Origin of the sequence: Pseudochrobactrum sp. XF203 (genome assembly GCF_020341615.1) — a bacterium.
GTDB lineage: Bacteria > Pseudomonadota > Alphaproteobacteria > Rhizobiales > Rhizobiaceae > Pseudochrobactrum > Pseudochrobactrum saccharolyticum.
Genome location: NZ_CP084392.1, coordinates 695,551 through 718,928 on the forward strand (window position 1 = coordinate 695,551; position 23,378 = coordinate 718,928).

The 23,378-nt window shown below is 52.0% G+C and carries 15 protein-coding genes and 1 tRNA gene; 7 read left to right on the plus strand and 9 right to left on the minus strand.

Going from position 1 to position 23,378, the window contains the following annotated elements; genetic code table 11:
- Positions 1–32 precede the first annotated feature (32 nt).
- The 3 genes from edd to zwf all read right to left on the minus strand — a co-directional run bounded on the left by edd (position 33) and on the right by zwf (position 4,562).
- Complete coding sequence (edd, locus tag LDL70_RS02960) at positions 33–1,847, minus strand: phosphogluconate dehydratase (protein ID WP_225686934.1); 1,815 nt, start codon at positions 1,845–1,847, stop codon at positions 33–35.
- A 225-nt stretch (positions 1,848–2,072) separates the two neighbouring features.
- Entirely contained in the window at positions 2,073–2,798 is a 726-nt protein-coding gene (pgl, locus tag LDL70_RS02965) for a 6-phosphogluconolactonase (protein ID WP_075654390.1), read from the minus strand.
- Between the two features lie 288 nt (positions 2,799–3,086).
- Positions 3,087–4,562, minus strand: a complete 1,476-nt coding sequence (gene zwf / locus LDL70_RS02970; protein WP_225686936.1) for a glucose-6-phosphate dehydrogenase — start codon at positions 4,560–4,562, stop codon at positions 3,087–3,089.
- Between the two features lie 323 nt (positions 4,563–4,885).
- Between zwf and LDL70_RS02975 the strand changes: the two genes are divergently transcribed.
- Positions 4,886–5,635 (plus strand): glucose 1-dehydrogenase, encoded by a 750-nt coding sequence (locus tag LDL70_RS02975; protein ID WP_225686938.1) that lies wholly within the window; start codon positions 4,886–4,888, stop codon positions 5,633–5,635.
- 58 nt (positions 5,636–5,693) lie between these two features.
- On the opposite strand, the gene LDL70_RS02980 is transcribed toward LDL70_RS02975, so the two are convergent.
- The 4 genes from LDL70_RS02980 to aceA form a co-directional block, all read right to left on the minus strand.
- Positions 5,694–6,992 carry an FAD-binding oxidoreductase gene (locus tag LDL70_RS02980; protein WP_225686940.1) on the minus strand — a complete coding sequence of 433 codons (1,299 nt, stop codon included), beginning with the start codon at positions 6,990–6,992 and terminating at the stop codon, positions 5,694–5,696.
- A 109-nt stretch (positions 6,993–7,101) separates the two neighbouring features.
- Complete coding sequence (locus LDL70_RS02985) at positions 7,102–8,535, minus strand: glutamine synthetase family protein (RefSeq protein ID WP_213596819.1); 1,434 nt, start codon at positions 8,533–8,535, stop codon at positions 7,102–7,104.
- Positions 8,536–9,158: 623 nt separating this feature from the next.
- Positions 9,159–9,392: a hypothetical protein gene (locus LDL70_RS02990; protein WP_022710500.1), complete on the minus strand. Its 234-nt coding sequence runs from the start codon at positions 9,390–9,392 to the stop codon at positions 9,159–9,161.
- A gap of 165 nt (positions 9,393–9,557) precedes the next feature.
- On the minus strand, positions 9,558–10,847 hold the full coding sequence (gene aceA, locus LDL70_RS02995) for an isocitrate lyase (RefSeq protein ID WP_075654394.1): 1,290 nt from the start codon (positions 10,845–10,847) through the stop codon (positions 9,558–9,560).
- 254 nt (positions 10,848–11,101) lie between these two features.
- Here aceA and LDL70_RS03000 point away from each other — a divergent pair, with 254 nt between their 5' ends.
- The 5 genes from LDL70_RS03000 to LDL70_RS03020 all read left to right on the plus strand — a co-directional run bounded on the left by LDL70_RS03000 (position 11,102) and on the right by LDL70_RS03020 (position 17,245).
- Entirely contained in the window at positions 11,102–12,529 is a 1,428-nt protein-coding gene (locus LDL70_RS03000; protein ID WP_225686951.1) for a short-chain fatty acyl-CoA regulator family protein, read from the plus strand.
- A 392-nt stretch (positions 12,530–12,921) separates the two neighbouring features.
- A complete protein-coding gene (locus LDL70_RS03005; RefSeq protein WP_022710503.1) occupies positions 12,922–14,034 on the plus strand; it encodes a polyamine ABC transporter substrate-binding protein in 1,113 nt (370 codons plus the stop codon).
- A gap of 150 nt (positions 14,035–14,184) precedes the next feature.
- Positions 14,185–15,330 carry an ABC transporter ATP-binding protein gene (locus LDL70_RS03010; RefSeq protein ID WP_225686953.1) on the plus strand — a complete coding sequence of 382 codons (1,146 nt, stop codon included), beginning with the start codon at positions 14,185–14,187 and terminating at the stop codon, positions 15,328–15,330.
- Between the two features lie 179 nt (positions 15,331–15,509).
- Entirely contained in the window at positions 15,510–16,421 is a 912-nt protein-coding gene (locus tag LDL70_RS03015; protein ID WP_022710505.1) for an ABC transporter permease subunit, read from the plus strand.
- Positions 16,421–17,245: an ABC transporter permease gene (locus LDL70_RS03020; protein ID WP_022710506.1), complete on the plus strand. Its 825-nt coding sequence runs from the start codon at positions 16,421–16,423 to the stop codon at positions 17,243–17,245. The genes LDL70_RS03015 and LDL70_RS03020 overlap by 1 nt, the downstream gene beginning before the upstream one ends.
- Before the next feature lie 61 nt (positions 17,246–17,306).
- Here LDL70_RS03020 and LDL70_RS03025 read toward each other — a convergent pair whose 3' ends face one another.
- Together LDL70_RS03025 and LDL70_RS03030 are read right to left on the minus strand one after the other, a co-directional pair.
- Positions 17,307–19,289, minus strand: a complete 1,983-nt coding sequence (locus LDL70_RS03025; RefSeq protein WP_225686962.1) for an AsmA family protein — start codon at positions 19,287–19,289, stop codon at positions 17,307–17,309.
- Between the two features lie 150 nt (positions 19,290–19,439).
- A complete protein-coding gene (locus LDL70_RS03030; protein ID WP_225686964.1) occupies positions 19,440–22,694 on the minus strand; it encodes an ATP-binding protein in 3,255 nt (1,084 codons plus the stop codon).
- A 461-nt stretch (positions 22,695–23,155) separates the two neighbouring features.
- Between LDL70_RS03030 and LDL70_RS03035 the strand changes: the two genes are divergently transcribed.
- Positions 23,156–23,232: transfer RNA gene (locus LDL70_RS03035), tRNA-His, on the plus strand.
- The last annotated feature ends 146 nt before the right edge of the window (positions 23,233–23,378 follow it).

Consider the following 23,378-nt stretch of genomic DNA (forward strand, 5'->3'; position numbering starts at 1 on the left):
GTCATTTTGATCGCGCCGTTTTTTGTTGCCTTTTAAAATACTGATGCGCCTTGATCCGCATGGCCTGCAATGTGCCGGAAAGCGGAGAACAGCTCCCGTCCCATGCCGAAATGATTACGCGTGAGATCAGGTGTTTCAATATTGCGCGATTGCAATTCATCCCCGCTTAGCAAGACAGACAGGGTGCCTTGCACGGCATCAAGGCGGATAATGTCGCCTTCCTGAATTCTCGCGATCATGCCGTTGTCCAGTGCTTCCGGAGTGACATGAATGGCAGAAGGCACTTTACCGGATGCACCGGAGAGGCGGCCATCGGTCACAAGTGCCACGCGCTGTCCGCGATCCTGCAAAATGCCAAGCACAGTCATCAGCTTGTGCAGTTCCGGCATGCCATTAGCCTTCGGTCCCTGATAGCGGACAACGGCGATGAAATCACCTTCGAGCTTGCCTGCTTTGAAAGCATCCTGCATTTCCGACTGATCATGGAAGATTTTCGCAGGCGCTTCAATCACATGGCGATCCGGTTTGACGGCAGAGACTTTAATGATCGCGCTGCCAATATTGCCGCTCAGCACTTTAATGCCGCCATCCGGCTGGAAAGGCGCATTGGCTTTGGCCAGAACTTTTGCATCAGCACTCACTTCAGGGGCAGGGTTGCGTGCAATCGTACCATCTGCATTGAGCGCCGGTTCAATCGTATAGTCGCGCAAAGTCTCGCCCCAGACGGTGCGCACATCTTCGTGCAGCAGACCGGCATCCAGCAATTCACGGATCAGATAGCCCATGCCGCCTGCCGCATGGAAATGGTTCACATCGGCAAGCCCATTCGGATAGACGCGGGCAAGCAGCGGCACAGCAGCCGAAATATCGGATATATCCTGCCATGTCAGCTTGATGCCTGCGGCTGCGGCCATGGCAATCAGATGGATGGTGTGGTTGGTGGAGCCGCCGGTGGCATTGAGGCCGACAACTCCATTGACGAAAGAGCGCTCATCCAGCATTGCGCCGACCGGCGTATAATCATTGCCGCAGGCGGTGATCTGCAAAGCGCGCTTGGCGGCTTCCTTCGTCATCGCATCGCGTAATGGTGTATTCGGATTGATGAAGGATGAACCCGGAATATGTAGTCCCATGATTTCCATCAGCATCTGATTGGAATTGGCTGTGCCATAGAAGGTGCAGGTGCCGGGGCCGTGATAGGATTTGGACTCGGATTCCAGCAATTCTGCACGACCGACTTTGCCTTCCGCATAAAGCTGGCGGATGCGGGCTTTTTCATCATTTGGCAGGCCGGATGTCATAGGCCCTGCCGGAATAAAAATCGCAGGCAAGTGACCAAAGGTGAGGGCGCCGATCACCAGCCCCGGCACAATCTTGTCGCAAACACCGAGATAGACGGCAGCGTCAAACATATCATGGGACAGGCCGACGGCAGTGGCCATGGCAATCACATCGCGTGAGAACAGCGACAGTTCCATGCCCGCAAAACCTTGCGTAACACCGTCACACATGGCAGGCACGCCACCGGCCACCTGCGCAATGCCGCCTGCTTCACGCGCTGCCTGTTTGATAAGCTGCGGAAAAGTCTCAAATGGCTGATGCGCGGAGAGCATATCATTATAAGCGGAGATAATGCCGATATTGAGCAGCTGATCGCCTGCCAGTCCTGCTTTGTCGGAAGGGCCGCAGGCCGCAAAACCATGAGCCAGATTGGCGCAGCCAAGTGCAGTACGTACAGGCTTTCGTGATGCAGCTTCACTGATGCGCCCCAGATAGGCTTCACGGGTCGGGCGGGAGCGCTCGATAATCCGGTTGGTGATCGCCTGCAGGGTGTGATTCACGGTCATTTCAGTCTCCCGTACCGGTCAGAAACCGGTCATGCGCATTAATATTTAAACCGATTTAATGGCAGTTTAATATACGGAAAATAAGTATAGCGAAAGAGTGGAAAAAGGCTGATGCGTCTATAAAGCGCACGGGAATGGACGGGGAGAAAAGGGTGTGCACTCCGGCTCATTCTCCGGCCGTATATCATCGGAGAATGAGCGGATAATGCAGTAATCGCTTTGGATTTATGGTGCCCAGTAAAGCTGTACGGCTTGTTTTGCATGGGCAAAAACGGCGCGTACGGGCATCAGATTAATATCTGCTTCGCTGAAGTCGCTGGCCAATGCTTCTTCCAGAACAGCCAGTTTCTTCTGCCCTTCAATATGCAGGATCAGCAGATCGGCATTTGCAATCACCGGCAGGGTAAGGGTCAGACGCGGTTCGCCTGCGCCTTCAGCCTGCATTGGCAGCACAACAGCACGGGTTGTCGGATCAATGGCCTGATCCAGCCTGCTGCCGCCGCGGAAGAAAGAGGCGGTATGGCCGTCATTGCCCATGCCGAGAACCACGACGTCAAAGGGTTTCGGCAATGCATCAATGCGGTTTGCAGCAGTGACCGCAGCAACACTGGCTGTCTGGGCAGGAATATAAAGGCTGACAAAAACGGCCTGCGCCGCCTTGTTTTGCAAAAGATGTTCGCGCGCCAGTTTCTCATTCGAACGGTCATTGTCCGGCGCTACAAAACGTTCATCGACAAGAGTAATCGTAACCTGTTTCCATGCCACATCCTGCATGGAGAGCGCCTCAAACAATTGTACCGGCGTTGTACCGCCGGATACAGCGAGTACGGCCTGTCCTTTGGCCGCGACTGCTTTATTCAGTTGATCCGCGATTGTTCCGGCTAATTGCAGTGCCAAAGCGGATGGCTCTGCAAAATCATGCCTTTCAATATTGGTTATGTCAGTCTCCATCAGTGTTTCTGCGCCTTCACACCCCTATGTGGAGTGTGGCGCAGTCATTTTGTATCTTTATACAGAATACCGCCCCAGACGGTATTCATTTCCTGCCTTTTTAGCGGTGCTCCGGCCTCAATTTTTATTACGGTTATTGTATCCCCAGTCTCGTCAGAGACTGTCATGCCCCCGTCTCGTAAGAGACAGTCATAAGAAGATCCTCGTAAGAGACAGTCATAAGCAGCATCTCTTACGAGACTGTCGTGCCCCCCAGTCTCGTAAGAGACAAATATGGGAAGAGTCTCGTCAGAGACTATCATGCCAAGTGCGGCCGTCACGCTCGATCAGGGCGATAGAACCGGAAGGCCCCCATGTGCCGGATGTATAGCCCTGAACTTTCTGTTCATTGCTCTCCCAGGCTTCCAGAATAGGGTCGATCCAGCGCCATGCAGCTTCAACCTCATCGCGGCGCATGAACAGCGTCTGGTTGCCGCGCACGAGGTCCATAATCAGCCGCTCATAGGCATCCGGATTGCGTTCGTCAAAAGAATCCGCAAAGCTCATATCCAGCGGAATATGACGCAGACGCATACCACCCGGACCCGGATCTTTAATCATGATCCACTGTTTCACACCTTCGTCCGGCTGCAGGCGGATGACCAGCTGATTGGCAATAATCTGCCCCGCACTGCTTTCAAAAATCGAATGGGGAATAGGTTTGAATGTCACCACGATTTCTGAAACGCGTTCGGCCAGTCTTTTGCCGGTGCGCAGATAAAACGGCACATTTGCCCAACGCCAGTTGCCGATCTCGGCTTTCAGCGCCACAAAGGTTTCCGTATTGCTGGTAGTGCTTTCCAGATCATCGAGATAGGATTTAACCGGTCCGCCTGCAGAAGCACCGGCGCGATACTGGCCGCGTACAGTATTTTCCTGCGCATTGTCGGCGGTAATAGGTGTGAGCGAGCGCAGCACTTTAACTTTTTCATCATGCACTGCATCGGCTTCCAGTGAAGCCGGTGGCTCCATAGCGACAAGGCACAATAATTGCAGAATATGGTTCTGCACCATATCACGCAGCGCACCGGCTGTGTCGTAATAGCCTGCACGCCCTTCAAGTCCGACAGCTTCGGCTACGGTAATCTGCACATGATCAATATGGGCGGAGTTCCAAAGCGGCTCATAAAGCGCATTGGCAAAACGCAGCGCCATCAGATTTTGCACGGTTTCTTTGCCGAGATAATGGTCGATACGGAAAATCTGGTCTTCGCGGAAAACACTGCCGATCGTGTCATTGAGGATTTGCGCGGATGCCAGATCACGGCCAATCGGCTTTTCAACGACGATGCGCGTATGATCGCTGATGAGATCATTGCTCTGCAAACGCTGGGCAATATCACCGAACAGGCTCGGGCTGACAGCAAGATAAAAAGCGCGGATATCCGCCGGTTTGGTTTTGATGAGTTTTTTCAGTGCAGGCCAGCCCTGATCGGACTTGGCATCAACTGCCACATAGGAGATGCGCTGCAGAAACTGTTCGATCTGCGCTTCATCAATCTCGTCTTTTTTGACATGTTCATGAATGGCATTGCGGGCAAATTCACGATATTCGGCATCGCCCATTTCACTGCGGGATGCACCGATAATACGGGTCGGTTCGCTGAATTGTCCGGCACGCTGGCGCTGGTATAAAGCGGGGATCAGTTTACGTTCGGCAAGATCGCCTGAACCGCCGAAAACGATGCAGTCAAAGGGCTCTACCGGAATTGTCTGGCTGGTCATGAACCTGTCTCTTTATTCGCGTTTTCCTGATGAGTTCAAAGAATATCTCAGGATATGGAGAGAAAGTGGTGGGATTTGGTCCGGGAACGGAACGATGGTCGAAGCAGTGATTTGCATTATAATCTAGCGAAATAACAGTGTTGACAATAGTGACTTTTTAAATCGATTTAATAAATCAATTTAAAAATGTTAATTTTACGGATAATTATGCCTGAGCATACAGAAAACCGGCGCTTTCTCCTGCAAGATTCCCTTAAGGTCTGAAATGCTTTATGCATTGGGGTGACTGATTTGCATTGTAATGAAAGTTTCTGGAGAAGAGTATGGCACGATTGAAAGATAAAGTGGCTATTGTGACCGGCGCCGGTTCTGGCTTTGGTGAGGCAATTGCCCGTCGTTTTGCGCTGGAGGGCGCGAAAGTAACCGTTGCCGATATTAATCCGAAACGTGCCAATGATGTTGCAAGTTCTATCGGTAAAAGTGCTGTGCCGCTTGCTGTGGATGTATCGCGGAAAGATGATGTTGAACGGCTGGTCGGGATGACGCTGCAGCAATTCGGCCGTCTTGATATTATGGTCAATAATGCCGGTTTTGCTTATAAAAACATGCTGCTGACTGATGTGCCGGAAGATAGTTTTGATCTGATTACAGCTGTGAATATGAAGGCGCTGTATCTGTCCACGCTGGCAGTTGTGCCGGTGATGCGTAAACTGGGCGGCGGTGCGATTATCAACACAGCGTCCATCGGTGCACAGCATCCGCGTAAAGGTCTGACCTGGTATAATGCATCCAAAGGCTGGGTGATGAGCGCGACCAAATCCATGGCGCTGGAACTGGCCGATGATAAAATCCGCGTCAATGCAATTTGTCCGGTGGAGAGTGAAACCGAAACGCTGAAACTGATCCTCGGTCAGGATACGCCGGATGCTCGTGAAGCGCTCAAAGCTTCCATTCCTCTCGGGCGCTTCTCTAAGCCGGATGATATTGCCAATGCCGCTCTGTGGCTGGCCAGTGATGAAGCCGCATTTGTCACCGGTACATCTGTTGATGTGGATGGCGGCTACAGCCTGTAAAACAAAAACAGCCCGCCGGTTACACATAACCGGCGGGCTGTTGTCATTGATTAGTGGTTTATATGCGATCCATCATGGCAAACCATGAGAGCGCAAGGAAAAGCAGCGGTGCACGGAATGTGCGACCGCCCGGAAATGCCGGTACTTTCAGCATTTCAAACTGGCGCAGGCGTTCGCGATTGCCGGTCACCGTCTCGGCATAGAGTTTACCCATAAAATTGGCGAGCATCACGCCATGGCCGGAATAGCCGCCCGCGCTGATGACATTGGGCATAACTTCGCGCACAAAAGGCTGGCGCGGCATGGTAATGCCAACTGAGCCACCCCAGCTATGGGTGATCTCAATATCTTGGAGCTGCGGATAGATTTCCATGATCTGGCGGCGGATATGGGTGGTAATATCGCGCGGATTATCGGCCGTATAGGCTTCACGTCCGCCAAATAGCAGCCGCCCGTCTTTGGAACGACGGAAATAACGCACCACAAAACGGGAGTCGTCGACGGATTCACCTCCCGGTAAAACGCGGCATGTATCATCCAGCGGGACGGTTGCACCAATAAATGAGCGGATCGGCATCACATGCGCAGCGCTGACCGGCTCCAGATTACCGCCATAGGCATTGACTGCGATCAGGGCCTTTTCCGCATTGATGATGCCTCGTGCAGTTTTGACGATTACACGGCCATTGGATGAAGTAATGCCGGTGGCTTTGCTGTTCTCATAGAGCTTTGCGCCTGCCTGAGATGCGGTTTTCGCCAGACCGATCAGTAATTTGAGCGGATGGATATGGCCGGTGCCGCTGTCATAGGTGCCGCCGAAATAGCGTTTTGAGCCGAGTTTTTCGGCAACCTCATCACGCTCCATATAACGCAGATGCGGATAGTTGAAGCGTGTAGCCATAATTTCGCTATGGGCTTTATATTGTTTGTCATAGCGCTGTTTATGCGTCACGGACATGTGCCCCTGCACATATTCCATGTCGATATTATGCTGCACAGCAAAGCTTAAAAGATGATGTTTGGCTTCTTCCGCCAGATCAAAAAGTGCTTTGGCATGGTCGAAACCATATTGTTTTTCCAGATCTTCCGCCCCGCAGCGCTGGCCGGTATTCAGCTGGCCGCCATTGCGCCCCGATGCGCCGTCACCGAAACGCGCTTCATCAAGCAACACGACTTTAATACCCTGAACCGCCAGATGATAGGCGGCAGAGAGGCCGGTATAGCCACCGCCGATAATCACGACATCTGTCTGGACTGATCCGTCAAATTCGGGATAGCGCGGCCGCTCACTGATACTTGCCTCATACCATGACAGTCCTGGAGAAATCGGGCTCTGATAATGCTGTGACTGCTGCATTGGGTGCCTTGAGCTGGTGCTGTATGTCGGAGAGCAGAAAATTTATGACGTATATTTCGGCAGAAATTGTTCCGGCACATTGATTAAAAGCAACGTGCCGGAAGGAATATTATACGTTGAGCAGCAGATATTCCCGCTCCCACGGGCTGATCACTTCCATGAAAGTCTCAAATTCTGCCCGCTTGATCGCGGCATAGGTGGTAGCAAAACTTTCGCCGAGCAGAGCTTTCAGTTCCGCGTCCTCTTCAAACAGGTTGACTGCCTCGATCAGACCGCGCGGCAGTTCCACCTCATTGCGGTTGACGGATGTAGCAACCGGCGCGTCCGGCATGATCTTGTTTTTCAGCCCGATCAGACCGCAGGCAAGCGAAGCTGCCAGTGCCAGATAAGGATTGGCATCGGAAGACGGAATGCGGTTTTCCACGCGTCGTGCCTGCGGATCAGACCGTGGTACGCGCAGGGCGGTGGTGCGGTTATCATAGCCCCATTTGACATTGACCGGCGCAGAGGCATCCGGTGTCAGACGACGATAAGAATTCACATAAGGCGCAAACATCACCAAGGCATTCGGTACATGTTTCTGCATGCCGCCGATGAAGTGATAAAATGCTTCGCTCTCAGTGCCGTCTTCATTGCTGAAGATATTCTTGCCGGTCTTTTTATCGACAATAGACTGGTGAATATGCATGGCAGAACCCGGCTGCCCCTGAATAGGCTTGGCCATGAACGTTGCATACATATCATGTTTGAGTGCAGCTTCGCGGATAGTGCGCTTGAACATGAATGCCTGATCGGCCAGTTCAATCGGATCACCATGACGCAGGTTGATTTCCAGCTGACCGGCACCTTCTTCGTGGATCAGTGTGTCAATCTCCAGCCCCTGTGCTTCCGAGAAATGATAAATATCGTCAATCAGTTCGTCGAATTCGTTGACACCGGCAATGGAATAGCCCTGACCGCCGCCAATGGCGCGACCTGAACGGCCAACCGGCGGAGTGAGCGGATAATCCGGATCGGGATTTTTGCGCACCAGATAGAATTCGATCTCCGGCGCAACAACAGGCTTGAGGCCGAGTTTGGCATATTCATCGACCACACGTTTCAGCACGTTGCGCGGGGTGAATTCCGCCACGCGGCCATCCTGATAAACGAGGTCGCACAGAACCTGTGCTGTCGGGTCAGATTCCCACGGTACAACGGTGAGAGTTGAGAGGTCGGCGACAAGGCGCAAATCGCCGTCATCTTCCGGATAGACGAAGCCGTGACCATCATCAGGATAGTCGCCGGAAATCGTGACCATGAAGACGGCGGATGGCAAAGCCAGTGTGGAATTGGAGATGAACTTCTTGGACGGCATCATCTTGCCGCGGGCAACACCCGCCTGATCGGGCGTGATGCACTCAATATCTTCAATGTCGCGCCATGCCAGCCATTCAGAAGCTTCTTTCCAGTTTTTGACGCCGCGCAGCGACTTGACATAGGCTGGTGTACCGCGACGTACAGTTTTGCGCGGTTTTTTCTTCTCAGTAGGTGTGACAGGCATTAATCACCGGATAGCTGTTTACGTTAAGGTCACTATAGCTTCTCACGTGACCTTTAACAAACAGAGTAGCATTTGTGTGCGTAAGCGTAAGTCCTGTTGTCAAAAATATTTTTTGGCGGGAGTTGTTGAAAGTGATGGTTTTTGAAATACGCAGGCTGCCCGGAAATACCTTGGAGAATTTGAGGATAATGCAAGGTAATCAGTCATGATATCAGAGCAGCCTGCGATTGTGCGGCCCCATTCATGTCTGATCTAAAATCACCTGACATGGCTGCAAATGGCAATTTTCTGTGCTTCGGTACTCACGTACTCTTTGTACGCTCCGTTCCGATGCTCGCAAACCACCATTTTCGCTCATGCCAGCCGCTTTTTGATTTAGACACTTAAAAATACCACCCTGAGGAAATGCGGGAAGGGTGGTTGGGGGGGATGGAGCCGAACCTGAGAAATCTGGATGCTGCCCTGCCGCCTTAAAAACAAAACGGCAGGGCAATAGGAGGATGCAAGGTTTTAATTGCGGGTTACAACAACCGGTGTCAGCAGATCACCCCACTGGCCTTCGCCGTCCCGCATTGCCGCAGGCATGCAATTTAAAAAGAGCATGGTGGCGAAGGCTGTTGAGCTTAACTGCGGGTTACAACAACCGGTGTCAGCAGATCACCCCACTGGCCTTCGCCACCATGATGGCGGGCGGAGCGCACCAGCTCAACGGATACGCCTGCATCAACGGCTTTCATAACAGCGTGGTTGAGGCGGTGAAGATCGTTGGCCAGCATGCGGATTGCAGCCTTCTGGTCTTCTGTCATAGCCGAAGCTTGTTCTTCGGCCCGTTCTTTAACCTGTGGTTTGGTCATCATGGTCTTTATCCTTGGGTTATAGTCAGGTCGTGAGCTGAAGTTGCGTTTGAGGTGGATATCCGTAGCCGGAAGGTTGCCATAAGGCTGGGTGAAGGAGAGAAACCGGCTACGGATGGCTGTTATGCAGAGTTGACTGGAGTCCGGCTCTGCTGATCCGTCTTCTGCTTATTCGGCAGCAGGGCGGAACTGGTCATGTTCGGTCGATTCACTCATGGCCGTTGTCGAAGACTGACCGCCGGTGATCGCCATGGAAACGGCATCGAAATAGCCTGTGCCAACTTCGCGCTGGTGTTTGGTTGCAGTGTAGCCATTAGCTTCTGCCGCAAATTCTGCTTCCTGCAATTCCGAATAGGCTGCCATTTGACGGTCTTTGTAGCCGCGTGCCAGTTCGAACATGCCGAAATTGAGCTGGTGGAAACCGGCCAGCGTGATGAACTGGAACTTGTAGCCCATCGCACCCAGCTCACGCTGGAATTTGGCGATCGTGGCGTCGTCGAGATTCTTCTTCCAGTTGAACGACGGCGAACAGTTATAGGCCAGCAGCTTGCCCGGATGGGCTTTATGCACGCCTTCGGCAAATTTACGCGCCTGTTCCAGATCGGGTTTCGAAGTTTCGCACCAGATCAGATCGCAATGCGGAGCATAGGCGACAGCGCGGGCAATACATGGCTCAAGACCGTTCTTCACATGGTAGAAACCTTCAACGGTGCGACCTTTGTCATAATCAACAAATGGCTGATCGCGTTCATCAATATCCGAAGTCAGCAGCTTGGCGGCTTCCGCATCGGTACGGGCGATAACCAGTGTCGGCGTACCCATAATATCAGCGGCAAGACGCGCGGCATTCAGATTGCGGATATGCGCTGCAGTCGGGATCAGAACCTTGCCGCCGAGATGGCCGCATTTCTTTTCCGATGCCAGCTGATCTTCAAAGTGAACACCGGCGGCACCAGCCTCAATGAAAGCCTTCATGATTTCGAAAGCGTTCAGCGGGCCACCGAAACCTGCTTCAGCATCGGCAACAATCGGCGCAAACCATGTGTCTACGGACAGGCCTTTGCCTTCTGCGGTTTCAATCTGGTCAGCGCGCTGCAAAGTGCGGTTGATGCGTTTTGCCAGTTCCGGTGCAGCATTGGCCGGATAGAGTGATTGATCCGGATACATTGCGGAAGCGGTATTGGCATCGGCCGCAACCTGCCAGCCCGAGAGATAGATGGCCTGCAAGCCTGCGCGAACCATCTGCATCGCCTGATTGCCGGAGAGGGCGCCCAGTGCATTGACGAAGTTTTCCTCATGAATGAGTTTCCACAGACGGTTGGCGCCCATTTCGGCCAGACTGTAGCGGATTTCAACCGAACCGCGCAGGCGCTTTACATCTTCAGCAGTATGCGAGCGCTGCAAGCCGTCAAAGCGGCCTTTTGGTGCGGATGGAACCAGATTGTAAAAATCAGTCATGATCAGATATCCTGTAAAACTGTGTCATCAGATTTTGAGTTGAATGCTTGTTTTGTCTATGACCAGATTTACAGATGCTGCATATATTGGCGAGAAAAATGCGCAATAACAGCATTTTATTCGGGTTATGCTGTATGTGTTTTGACAATATGGGCTTGTAAATTTGTAAGTTTTGTAAATTTGACAAATCGTAAGAATTAGTCACATTCTTTACAGATCAGATAAATCCGGTTGTTTCTTGGAGGGGCAGACCTGTGGCAGAACGTAAAATATTTGCCGGTGCGCGTATTCGGCGTATCCGCAATGAGCGGGCGTTGACACAGGTTGCGATGGCCGAGGATTTGGGTATCTCGCCATCCTATCTCAATCTGATTGAGCGCAATCAGCGACCGTTAACGGTGCAGCTGCTGCTGAAACTGGCCTCGGTCTATAAAGTTGATCTGGATCAGTTACAGGAAGAAACCGGCTCGGTGCTGGCCGGATTAAAAGAAGTGTTTTCCGAGCCGCTTCTGGCCGGTGAACTGCCGGGCGATCAGGAGCTGATTGATATTTGCGAGGCCGCGCCAAACGCAGCTGCGGGCGTACTGAAATTATTCCGCGCCTATCGTGAGCAGCAAAAGCGTCTCACAGACCTGTCCGATATGATGGTGCGGGAGGGCAAAGCGCTGAGCCTTGCGCCGACACGCCTGCCATTGGATGAAGTGCGTGAAGTGCTGGCGCGCAAGCCGCATTATTTCGAGCGGATTGAAGCGGAGGCCGACAGTTTTAACCGCCTGCTGAAATCGGAAGACGGGCTGGCCGTTGCACTGAAACAATGGCTGAAACGTGAGCAGTCGATTACCGTGCGTACATTGCCCGCCGCGACTATGCCGAACTGGCGGCGGCGTTATGACCGCCACTCATTGCGGTTGTTTATTTCCGAGCGTTTGTCGATCTTTGACCAGACACGCGAGATTGCCATGGAAGCTGCTTCTATTCGTATGCAGGTGGTGATCGGTGCAGAGCTGGAAGATCTGAAGCTGAGTTCAGCGGAGGCAAAGCGCATCGCTCGGTTTGAACTGCTGCGCTATGCAGCTCATGCATTGATGATGCCCTATACGCCGTTTCGTGAAGCGGCACAGCGGGCAAAATATGATATTGATGTGTTGCGCGCGCGTTTCAACGTGTCTTTTGAGCAGGTGGCGTGCCGGTTGACCAGTCTGCAAAAGCAAGGCGCTTCCGGTATCGCTTTCTTCTTGCAGGAGATCGATCAGGCCGGAAATCGCTTGCGGCATTTCGGGGCGCAGGGGTTTCCGCAGGCGCGTTTTGGTGGTGCCTGTCCGAAGTTACAAGTTTACAATGCTTTTTCCCATCCGCAGCAATATCTGGCGGAGCAGGTGGAACTGCCGGATAAAACGCAATATCTGACCATCAGCCGCACGGTTGAAGGGCCTATGACTGGTTTTGGCGAACAACCGCGCCGGACAGCTCTGATGCTGGGCTGTGATGCATCTGTGGCGCAGGATACGGTCTATGCTGCTTATCTGGCAGGCATGTCTTCCGGCTCAGCTGTCAGTCCGGTTGGTACGGCCTGTCGTTTATGCGAGAGACAGGCTTGTCTTGCCCGTGCCGAACCACCGCTCACCCGCCCGCTGGCGCTGGATGAAATGGTGTCAGGTTTCTCTGCCTATGACTTCCAGTAAAGGGGCGGAGCATTTCCAGCAAAAGTGTGTAGCGGTTTTGCGTAGGAAAATGCGTAAAATTAAAATTTAGAGCGGGTAAGATTCGGGCATTTTGCCTGTTATGGTTTCTGTGTGGCATATCTTTGAAAGATAAGGCTTATATCCCCGTTCTTCGGCACCCGTTCTGACCGGATAAAATACCCCTTTGTGCGCCCTGAAGGACACACAAAGTTTAAAATTGTGTTCATTAAATTCAAATAATCGGCGCTATGCGGTTTAAGCGTCATCTTTCCGTTGACGAAAGCAAATTAATCTCAAAAGGTAACGGAGAATGCACATTGAAGGGCAATGTGTGAGGGATGATTTGGCTTGCAAGGCTTTTGCCCCATAAAGCTTTCTGGACGGAGTGACTGATGAAGATCAAAGCCCATTTGCTTTCATATGTTTCTGCCAGCTGTGTGGCACTTGCCGCGCTGCTGCCTGTTCTGCCGGCTGCTGCGCAGGAGCGCGTGCTGAACATCTATAACTGGTCTGATTATATTGATGATTCCATCCTGAAAGATTTCACCAAGGAAACCGGCATCAAAGTCGTTTACGACGTGTATGATTCCAACGAAATCCTTGAGACAAAATTGCTGGCCGGTGGCAGCGGTTATGACATTGTTGTGCCTTCCGCTGAATTTATGGGCCGTCAGATTCCGGCAGGCGTTTTCCAGAAACTGGATAAAGACAAACTGCCGAACCTGAAAAATATGTGGGACGAGATCACCAAACGCACTGTCGCTTATGATCCGGGCAATGAATATTCGGTCAACTATATGTGGGGCACCACAGGGATCGGTTACAACAAAGCCAAGATCAAGGAAGCGCTTGGTGTTGACGAAATCGATAGCTGGGATGTGCTGTTCAAGCCTGAAAATTCGGCAAAGCTGAAAGATTGCGGTATTTATCTGCTGGATTCAGGCAGTGAAATGCTGCGTCCGGCGCTGCATTATCTGGGCTTTGACACCAATAACCCAACCGCTGAAAGCTTCGCCAAGGCTGAAGAACTTTACTTAAGCATCCGTCCGAATATCCGTAAATTCCATTCGTCTGAATATATTAATGCGCTGGCCAATGGCGATATCTGCATGGCTGTCGGCTATTCGGGTGATATTTTTCAGGCACGTGACCGTGCGGAAGAAGCCAAAAACGGCGTGGAAATCGGCTATTCCATTCCGAAAGAGGGCGCTCTGATGTGGTTTGACCAGATGGCCATTCCGGCAGATGCCAAACATGTTGAAGAAGCGCATGAATTTATCAATTATATCATGCGTCCTGAAGTGATCGCCAAGGCTTCTGACTATGTGTTTTACGCCAATGGCAACAAGGCTTCGCAGGAATTCATCGACAAGGAACTGCTGAATGATCCGGCGGTTTATCCGAGTGAAGAAGTGATGAAACAGCTCTTCGTTCCGATGCCTTACCCGCCGAAAATCAACCAGATGGCAACCCGCACCTGGACCAAGATTGTGACAGGTCACTAAGCAGATCAGGGAACAAACGGGGCAAATGCCCCGTTTGTTTTACGGCCTGTAACAAGCACCACCAACCGGATGCACAGGCTTCCGGAATTTTATCCGCGACATTTCAAATATGTTTAAGGCTTACAAGACCCGCAATATGAGGGGAACAGCATGAAATCTTTTGGTAGTTTCCGCCGCAAGTTCTCACCTTGGAACGATCCGGCAGCCAAGCCCTATATTTCATTCGAAAACATCGTCAAAAAATTCGACGATGTGACGGTGATTGATGATCTGTCGCTGAATATTTTTAACCGCGAGTTTTTTGCGCTGCTGGGCGCATCGGGCAGCGGTAAATCCACTTTGATGCGTATGCTGGCGGGTTTTGAAGAGCCGACTTCCGGTCGTATCATGCTGGATGGGCAGGATATGCGCGGCATTCCTCCCTATAAACGTCCTGTGAATATGATGTTCCAGTCCTATGCTTTGTTCCCGCATATGACTGTTGAGCAGAATATTGCTTTTGGTCTGAAACAGGACGGCATGGCCAAATCGGAAATGGCAGATCGTGTGAACGATATGCTGAAACTGGTGAAGCTGGAGAAATATGCCAAGCGCAAGCCGCATCAGCTTTCCGGTGGTCAGCGCCAGCGTGTGGCTCTGGCTCGCGCTGTGGCCAAGCGTCCGAAAGTTTTGCTGCTGGATGAGCCGCTGGGCGCGCTGGATAAGAAACTGCGCGAAGAAACCCAGTTTGAGCTGATGGATTTGCAGATGAATCTTGGCCTGACCTTTTTGATCGTGACCCACGATCAGGAGGAGGCGATGACCATGGCAGACCGTATCGCTGTGCTCGACAAAGGCCAGATCATGCAGGTTGCGACACCGGCTGAGGTCTATGAGGCGCCGAGCAGCAAATTTGTAGCCGACTTTATCGGCAATATTAATATTATTGAGGGCGAGGTCAGCCGCTTTGCCAATGGTGAAGCGGATATTGACAGTCCGGCAAACAATGTCGCCATCCGCACCAAAACCGGTAAAGATCTGCATGCCGGTCAGAAGGTCTGGTATGCGATCCGCCCTGAGAAAATCACTATCAGCCGCGAGAAGCCGGAAGATGCGTCGATCAATGCCTTGCAGGGTGAACTCTGGGATATCGCCTATTTCGGCGATATGAACGTGTTCCATGTGCGTCTGCCGAATGGCCGCATCATCAAGGCTTCCAGCATGAACTCCGTGCGCCGCACTGAAGATCCGCTGGGTTATGATGAACAGGTCTGGGTATCGTTTGAAGATGATGCCGGTATGGTTCTGGTTGCCTGATCACCAAAAGCGCATTCCGAAAAATGTGAGCGGTTTTCGGACAAAATGCGCGTCATTAGAGCGCCGTGCGCCCGATAGGCGCACAAAGGTCGCTCTAACACTTTAAAACTAGAGCATAATTTCATCTAAAACTGTTTCAAGTTTAAGGAATTATGCTCTAAAGAATTGAGGGGTAGTCCATGCAAAAAATAATTGCAGCTATTGCTTCCAGAGCGGTGATCGCCGTGCCTTATATCTGGCTCGGTTTGTTTTTCCTGATCCCGTTCTTCATTGTCTTTAAAATTTCGCTGTCGCAGGTGGCGATGGCGATACCGGCCTATGATCCGCGCTTTTTCTGGAGTGACGGCTTAAGTGTCATCTGGCAGAAAATTCAGCAATTTTCTTTCGAAAACTATATCTGGCTGACGCAGGATTCGCTCTATTACAAAGCCTATTTGTCGAGTGTAAAAATTGCTGCCGTTTCGACTTTTCTGGCACTGCTGATCGGTTTTCCGCTGGCCTATGGCATGGCGCGCGCACCGCTGACATTGCGCCCGACCTTGCTGATGCTGGTGATCCTGCCATTCTGGACATCCTTCCTGATCCGCGTTTATGCGTGGATTGCGATCCTGAAACCGGAAGGCCTGCTCAACCAGTTTCTGATGTCGCTGAATATTATCGACACGCCGCTGACGATCCTTAATACCGATACCGCGATTTATATCGGTATCGTCTATTCCTATCTGCCTTTCATGGTGCTGCCGATTTATTCCGCACTGGAAAAGATGGACTATTCGCTGATTGAAGCGGCGCAGGACCTCGGTTGCACACCGCTGAAAGCCTTCTGGAAAATTACATTCCCGCTGGCTTTGCCGGGTGTGATTGCCGGATCGATGCTGGTTTTCATTCCGGCAATCGGTGAGTTCGTGATCCCTGATCTGCTTGGCGGTTCCAGCACATTGATGATTGGTAAGACCCTGTGGAGCGAGTTCTTCTCCAACCGCGACTGGCCGGTTTCGGCTGCCGTGGCAGTGGTATTGCTGGTTATTCTGGTTATTCCGATTGTGCTGTTCCAGAAAATGCAGACTCGTGCCGAGGGGAGTGGCAAATAATGAACACAACATCCTGGTCACGTTTTAACATTGTCTCGGTGGTGCTGGGCTTTGCCTTTCTCTATTTGCCGATTGTGCTGCTGGTGATTTACTCCTTCAATGAATCGCGTTTGGTGACTGTCTGGTCGGGTTTCTCGGTCAAATGGTATGTCGAGCTTTTCAACAATCAGGGGCTTAAAGATGCCGCGTGGGTAACGCTGCGCGTTGGTGTATTGTCAGCCACGATTGCCACCATCCTCGGCACTCTGGGTGCTCTGGCTTTGACCCGCTATACGCGCTTTCGCGGACGCACCTTGTTCTCCGGCATGATCTATGCGCCGCTGGTAATGCCGGAAGTGATTACCGGCCTGTCCTTGCTGTTGCTGTTTGTGGCTGTCGGTTTTGACCGCGGCTTCTGGACAGTGACATTGGCGCATATCACCTTTGCCATGTGTTTTGTGGCGGTGGTTGTACAGTCGCGTCTGGTGAGTTTTGATCGCTCGCTGGAAGAAGCAGCGATGGATCTCGGTGCGCCGCCGGTGACAACTTTTATGAAAATCACCCTGCCGATTATTCTGCCTGCGGTGGTTTCGGGTTGGATGCTGGCTTTCACTTTGTCATTGGATGATCTGGTGATTGCGAGCTTCACTTCGGGGCCGGGCGCTACTACGCTGCCGATGAAAATCTACAGTCAGGTGCGTCTCGGCGTAACACCGGAGATCAATGCGGTCTGTACATTACTGATCGGTCTGGTGGCTACCGGCGTGATTATCGCTTCGGTCGTCAATAAGCGTCGCGTGGTACAGCGCCAGCGTGATGAGCAGGCGGCCTTCCGCCTCGGTTGATCTTTGCGATCAGAGTACGAATTAAAAAGCCGGTGCATCATAGGATGCACCGGCTTTTTGTTTATTTCGATGGTGAGATAAACGGTCTGTCCCATGAGCCGCCGACAAAGAAATGCAGATTTTCTGCCGGTGGGACGAGCGGCTCTGTTACCGTCAGTTCTGTGGTTTCCGGTGTGGCAACAGGAGCAGGCGGCGTTGCTTCACCACTATCTGCCGGTGTACCCGTGGCTTCTTTTGCCGGTTGCGGCAGCGTCAGTGTGCCGGACAGTGCCAGACTGCGGTCGGTCAGCGGGATAATGCCGGTCAGCGATAAAGCGCCTTGCATGGTCTCGGCTTTGGTGGTTTCCAGTGTGGCCACCCCATCGCCAAGCGAGGCTTTGACATCGAGGCGCTTGAAATCAAGGCTGACTTTGTCACGGCGTTGCAGGGCAAAGAAGCCCTCGCTTTTCATTTTGGCAATGAAATCATTGAGGTCAAAGCCCAGCATCCGACCATTATTTAGTGTGAAGCTGATTTGTCCGCGTGCATTGCGCAGCATGCTTTGCAGGCTTTGCGGTGAGGTTTCGGCTGTCACAGAGAGATTGCCCTGACCACTCAAAATCGGATCGCTCAAACCGAGAGCCGTCAGAAATGCAGCACTGTCAATATTGGCCGCGTTGAGGCGGACGCCGATATTATCCTGCCCGTCTTCAGTCTGGGACAGTTTGATACTGGTCTGGATGGAGCCTTTAAAGGCTTTGGCATCGCCAATATCGAAAATTGCCTGACCATCGCGAATTTGCAATGCAGCAGCAAGGCCGGTCATCTGGGCAGCGCCGATACTGGCATTCTGTGCAGAGAGGCGAATATCCAGATCAGCGCTATTCAGCAGCCGTGTGTCAATCATGCGTGGCGGAGCATAACGATAGCCGCCGTAATTCTTCGCCTCTTCATCCTCACTGACTTTTGTGACCAGTGTGGTCACGGTGTGAAAGAAAGAAACGGCATTTAGAGTCTGGAAAGCCAGAGTTCCGGTCACCACTGGCCGCTGTTTGCCGAAGCCGATTTCCGCAGCGCCTTTGGCCGGCATATTGTTGAGGTTGAGCACAATATCAGACAATTTAATACGCAGCGGCGTGGCACTGACATTGGTTTCAATGCTGAAAGCATCATCTGCTGTAGCACGCAGAGAATAGCTGGCATCGGATGACAGGCCCATCCAATGCAGGCTTTCGCTGAGCGACGGGCTGGACAGGCTGAACGCACCTTCCGTGAAGATGTTTTCAGAAATATTGCTGCGTCCGTCAAAGCTGATGGTCAGCGGTTTGCTGGTTATCTGTGCGCTCATCTGGCTCATGCCGCGCGCCAGCAACAAAAGCGGCTGCGCAACATTCAGATTATAGTCCACGGTTTCATCATGCCAGACGGCCTTGCCTTTGACTGTTGCCGCGCTGGTTGTCTGCGGCCAGTCGATGCTGGCATTGATCTTGCTGATTTGTTCCTGACGTTCGGTATTACGGGTTGTGAAGCCGATACTGCTGTTTTCCAGAACCAGCCTGCCGAAAGGCATGGTTTGCAACTGCTTGTCGCTTTGCTGATCGCTGTCCGTTTTACGTGCTGTCACATTGCGCGCCTGCCGGATGGCAAGGCCAAGACGACCGGAAGATGAAGCCAGCGTATTCACAAATTGCGGCAGGTCTTCCACCGGCTCACTCAGAGCGAAATGTGCATTGATGAGACGGGTTTCCGTAAAGGCAACACGGCCGAACAGGGCATCAAGCGGCGACATCTCCACTTCAATGCGTTCCGCAGCCATAAACGGGGTATTGGTGTCGCCCATTTTGCTGACAGTGACATCGCTGAGCGAAGCACGAAAGACCGGAAAGAAACTCATACGCGGTGGCTGGCGGATTTCGACGCTGTAGCCTGTCCATGCACTGATATTCTGAGCCAGATGCAGCCGGATGGAATCGGTTGAAACAATATAAGGCAGTGCAGCCAGTGCCCCTACAAACAGCACTGCTAAAATAACGATAACAGCCAGAACGGGGCGTATCAGCTTCATTGTGTTCCGATCACGTAACAAATTACATCAGGCTGAAATGATTTACAGCATTTCCAGCAAAAGTGTGAAGCGGTTTTGCGTTGGATAATGCGTAACGCAAAGAGATAGAGCGGTTCCACGATCCAAACTTAACCAGAACCGCTCTAGATCTCATTCTGCGAGAACGCGGGTCGGCGGGAAAGTAATTTCCACAGTCGTGCCCTGTTCCGGTGCAGATTCAATGGAGAACTGTGCGCGGTTTGCCTCCACCATTGCTTTCGTCAGAGGCAGGCCAAGTCCGGTGCCTTGCTGACGCCAGTCTTTGGTGTCGGGATTTTTGAGGGTTTGCGTCTGGCTATTATGATTGCTGACCTGCCGGAAAGGTTTAAGCGCTTGTTCCAGCTCGCTCTGGTTCATGCCGATACCGGTATCGCGCACGCGCATCACCACATGGCCTTCCGGTTCATAGCTGGTTGAAACAATCACCTGACCACCCTGACCGGTAAAGCGGATTGCATTGGACAGAAGATTGAGCGCTACCTGACGGATCGAACGGGCATCTGCCACAATGTCCGGCAAAAAGGCTGAGAAACTGGAGCGGATAATTACGCGCTCCCGATTGGCCTGCGGCTGCATTAGCGCTACAGCCTCTGCCAGCGCATCATTCAGCGCCACGGCTTCAAATTCCAGATCAAGCGCACCGGCTTCAATTTTTGAAATATCCAGAAGATCATTGACGAGCGCCAGCACATGATTGCCTGAACGATGAATGTCACGCAGATATTCACGATAGCGGTCATTGCCGATCGGGCCGAATTTCTCTTCCGCCATCAGTTCGGAGAAACCGATAATCGCATTCAGCGGTGTGCGGATTTCATGGCTGATCCGCGCCAGAAACTCGGTTTTATGGGTCGAGGCACGCTCGGCTTCCTGACGCGCTGAGGTCAGTTCCTCTTCCGCACGTTTCCACTGCGTAATATCGCGCATTACCGCGCAATAGCCTTTGGAAGCCGGCAGCTTGCCTATGGTCATAAACAGCGGGATAAAACGGCCCTGCGCTTCACGGCCGATCACTTCCCGCCCGTCATTGAGCAGGCTGGCAACGCCGTCGCCGGACAGACCGTGAATATAGTCAATTGCTGCACGCTGGCTTTCAATGGCAAAAAGAACGGCGAAGGATTTGCCTGATAATTCATTGATATCATAGCCGAATAGCGCCGCAGCAGACTGGTTGAGTGAACGGATTTTGCCGTCCTGCCCGATAATCACCACACCGTCTGTTGCCGTATCCAGAATGGATGTCAGTTCATCAATCTGGGTTTGCAATGCATGAAAATCAGGCTGTGCACGATTGTCCGTTACAGGGTTTGCCGTTCCGGCATCTTCAGTTTTTGGTTCTGTTGTCTCGGCAGACTGAAATGCCAGTTCTGATTGCAGCTGATGAACGGCATTGTCCTGCGGCGCAGTCTCTGCTGTAATGCTATCGACCAGTTTTAACCGGCTTGGCTGCTTGCTGATATCGTCATCATTATCCGCTTTCAGCACCAGCTCTGGCAGCAGGCTCAACATCAAAGCGCGTGCACCCTGCCATGGAACAGACTGGAGATGAGCTTCAACAATCTTATGTCCGCCATCGGCGAGGCACAGGATCATGCCGCTGAGATTGCTGTCGTCGGACTGGGCAAACAGCGCGTCAATGCCACCGGCATGGCGCAGATCATCCAGCGAATTATAACCGGTCATGTCGAAAAATGCCTGATTGGCAAAATGCAGCCGGTCTGCACTGTGGATCAATACCGGAACAGGCAATCCGCTCAGCACATGCAGGTCTTCATCTTCCTGCGATGTCGTATCAGCCTGTGCCGGTTTTTGTCCGGCTTGTTCGTGATGCTGGTTGTGGTTCGCAGGCTGAGTGTCATGCGGATAAGGGATATCTGCGGTTTCAACAGGCAGCTGCGGAGCCGCAATAACCGGCTCCGCCTGCGGAAGTACGGGGGTATCTGCCGCAGTAGGCTGCTCTGTTGTCGGAGATTTAGGTGTTTTCTGGAGGACCTCACGGCGCAAACGATCGGCTATCTCGCGGAAGGCACTGCGCTCGGTTGGCGATAGGCCGTTTTCCGGACGGGCAGGGCGGATTTCCGCAATAATATTGGCCTTATCTGCGGGAAGATTCTCGCTGGCTGGCTCAGTATCCTGCTGACGCTTCTGTGAGGCGCGCAGTGCTTCCATCAGAATGATTTTTTCACTGGAAAGAGATGCACTTTTCGCATCTTCGGTCTGGGGCGCAGGTGCATCCGGTACGACAGGCCCTGATATCAGCGCCATACCAATGGCTTCAGGATCCTGCTCCGTTAAAGACGGATAGAGAACGCCAAAACCGCTGAAGCCGGAAAAAGCCTTATCGCGCGCAAAAGCAGGCAGTGCAGCGAGATCAACAGGAACGCGCTGATCTGTACCCTGCACAGGCCAGAAAATTCTTTTACCAGACCATGTTTCCTGCTGCTTCAACAGGGCAGCAATAACACCGTCATTATCAAAGCCGAAAACTTTAGCCACATCGGAGAATTTACGGCCGATAATATCAGCGGCATTGTCACCGACAATTGCTGCAAATTCCGGTGAGATTTCCGTAAAGCGGCTGTCAGCATCTACTTTCCAGATAAACCGTGCAGGGGCGCTTTCTTCAGCCGCAGGAGCATTAATTTCCGGCTCGTCTTGCGTGATTTCGGTTATGTCAGCGACTGCGATAGCCTCAGTAGCATCCTGTGCAGGTGCAGTTGTAGCCGTGCTGTCCTGTGTTCTCTCAACGAGAAAGAGATAGGGTGCCTGTTCATTCTGATCGTCAAGGCGGATCATCATTGCAGGCAGGGTGCTTTGTCCTGCGCGTACACGACGGCGCACAATACCATCAGCTTCATCCTGCGCTTCAACGATCAGATCAGCCAAAGTGTTGTTGTTGATGTTCAGGGCATCAAATTGCGCATCGCTGTTCAAAATGGTTCCGTCTGCCTGCACTTGCATCAGGTGATGATGCGGCAAAGGCGGGATAATGTTGTTTGCTGTATCTGTTGCAGCTGTAGTCATGAGAATGACCGGCTCATTAGTATGTACAGCAGCCAGCGGTGTTACAGTGCATTGCTGCAAGGCTGAGTGCAAACCGCCGCCCAGACGCAGCATAATTGTTTTTGCACCCTCTGTGCCAAGATCGAGAGCCAGAATCTGACGCCGTGTCTGCGGACTGAAATCTGCATCCTGTCCGATAAGTGCGGCTGCCGCATCTTCGCCGAGAAGACGGGCGCCGCTGTCATTTGCCCAGAGAACAGTTTGCAGGTCGTGCGACAGCACCAGCATAGCGTCTCCCCTTGCGAGAGCCGCACGGATGCCGGAAAGAGGGATCAGCTCCATGAAATCCAGATGCTGTTGCATATATTTAGTTCCGTACCCGACCAATAACTGATTTGATCTGTCTTAAGCTGTTGTCTGTTATCGGAAAATTTTGGTTCCGACAGAGAATTTACAGGCATTATCACCACAAAGCGGGCGGTTCTGACAAACACTTTCTTAACTATTAGTTAATGTCCCCAAGGGGCAAAGCGCTGTCTGATGAAACTTGCGGATAAAAATCTCCTGCTGCGGTTCCATCTGTCAGGGCGCATTATGGTTAATCAGTGGTAAATACAGGGTTTACATGGCATAATCATGATGAAAACATAAAAGCACCGCATTGGTTTTCAGGTTTTTCAGGCAGACAGAATGAAATCCTGAGCAATAATCCGGTAAGGCATCATATTTTCACAAAGTTTTTTTGATATATGCTTGCAATATGCGATGATTTTACGTATCTGACCCCTATCGGCAGCCTGATTGATTCACTGCCGGATTGGTACGCGGTCGTAGCTCAGTTGGTTAGAGCGCAGGATTGTGGCTCCTGAGGTCAGTGGTTCAACTCCACTCGACCGTACCATTCATTTTTTAAAACACTCCCATAACGCATTGAATTTACGGCGCAATTTAAATTGATTGCGCATAGTGGATTGCTGTTTGCTGATTTTATGGTCACATATAGGTGCCCAAACATGTGCACATATAGGTGCATAAATGCTCAAGCTG

Bases quoted from the DNA above. Each gene is read 5' to 3' on its own strand.
- edd (WP_225686934.1), bottom strand. From the start codon at position 1,847: ATGACCGTGAATCACACCCTGCAGGCGATCACCAACCGGATTATCGAG.
- pgl (WP_075654390.1), bottom strand. From the start codon at position 2,798: ATGGAGACTGACATAACCAATATTGAAAGGCATGATTTTGCAGAGCCA.
- zwf (WP_225686936.1), bottom strand. From the start codon at position 4,562: ATGACCAGCCAGACAATTCCGGTAGAGCCCTTTGACTGCATCGTTTTC.
- LDL70_RS02975 (WP_225686938.1), top strand. From the start codon at position 4,886: ATGGCACGATTGAAAGATAAAGTGGCTATTGTGACCGGCGCCGGTTCT.
- LDL70_RS02980 (WP_225686940.1), bottom strand. From the start codon at position 6,992: ATGCAGCAGTCACAGCATTATCAGAGCCCGATTTCTCCAGGACTGTCA.
- LDL70_RS02985 (WP_213596819.1), bottom strand. From the start codon at position 8,535: ATGCCTGTCACACCTACTGAGAAGAAAAAACCGCGCAAAACTGTACGT.
- LDL70_RS02990 (WP_022710500.1), bottom strand. From the start codon at position 9,392: ATGATGACCAAACCACAGGTTAAAGAACGGGCCGAAGAACAAGCTTCG.
- aceA (WP_075654394.1), bottom strand. From the start codon at position 10,847: ATGACTGATTTTTACAATCTGGTTCCATCCGCACCAAAAGGCCGCTTT.
- LDL70_RS03005 (WP_022710503.1), top strand. From the start codon at position 12,922: ATGAAGATCAAAGCCCATTTGCTTTCATATGTTTCTGCCAGCTGTGTG.
- LDL70_RS03010 (WP_225686953.1), top strand. From the start codon at position 14,185: ATGAAATCTTTTGGTAGTTTCCGCCGCAAGTTCTCACCTTGGAACGAT.
- LDL70_RS03015 (WP_022710505.1), top strand. From the start codon at position 15,510: ATGCAAAAAATAATTGCAGCTATTGCTTCCAGAGCGGTGATCGCCGTG.
- LDL70_RS03020 (WP_022710506.1), top strand. From the start codon at position 16,421: ATGAACACAACATCCTGGTCACGTTTTAACATTGTCTCGGTGGTGCTG.
- LDL70_RS03025 (WP_225686962.1), bottom strand. From the start codon at position 19,289: ATGAAGCTGATACGCCCCGTTCTGGCTGTTATCGTTATTTTAGCAGTG.
- LDL70_RS03030 (WP_225686964.1), bottom strand. From the start codon at position 22,694: ATGCAACAGCATCTGGATTTCATGGAGCTGATCCCTCTTTCCGGCATC.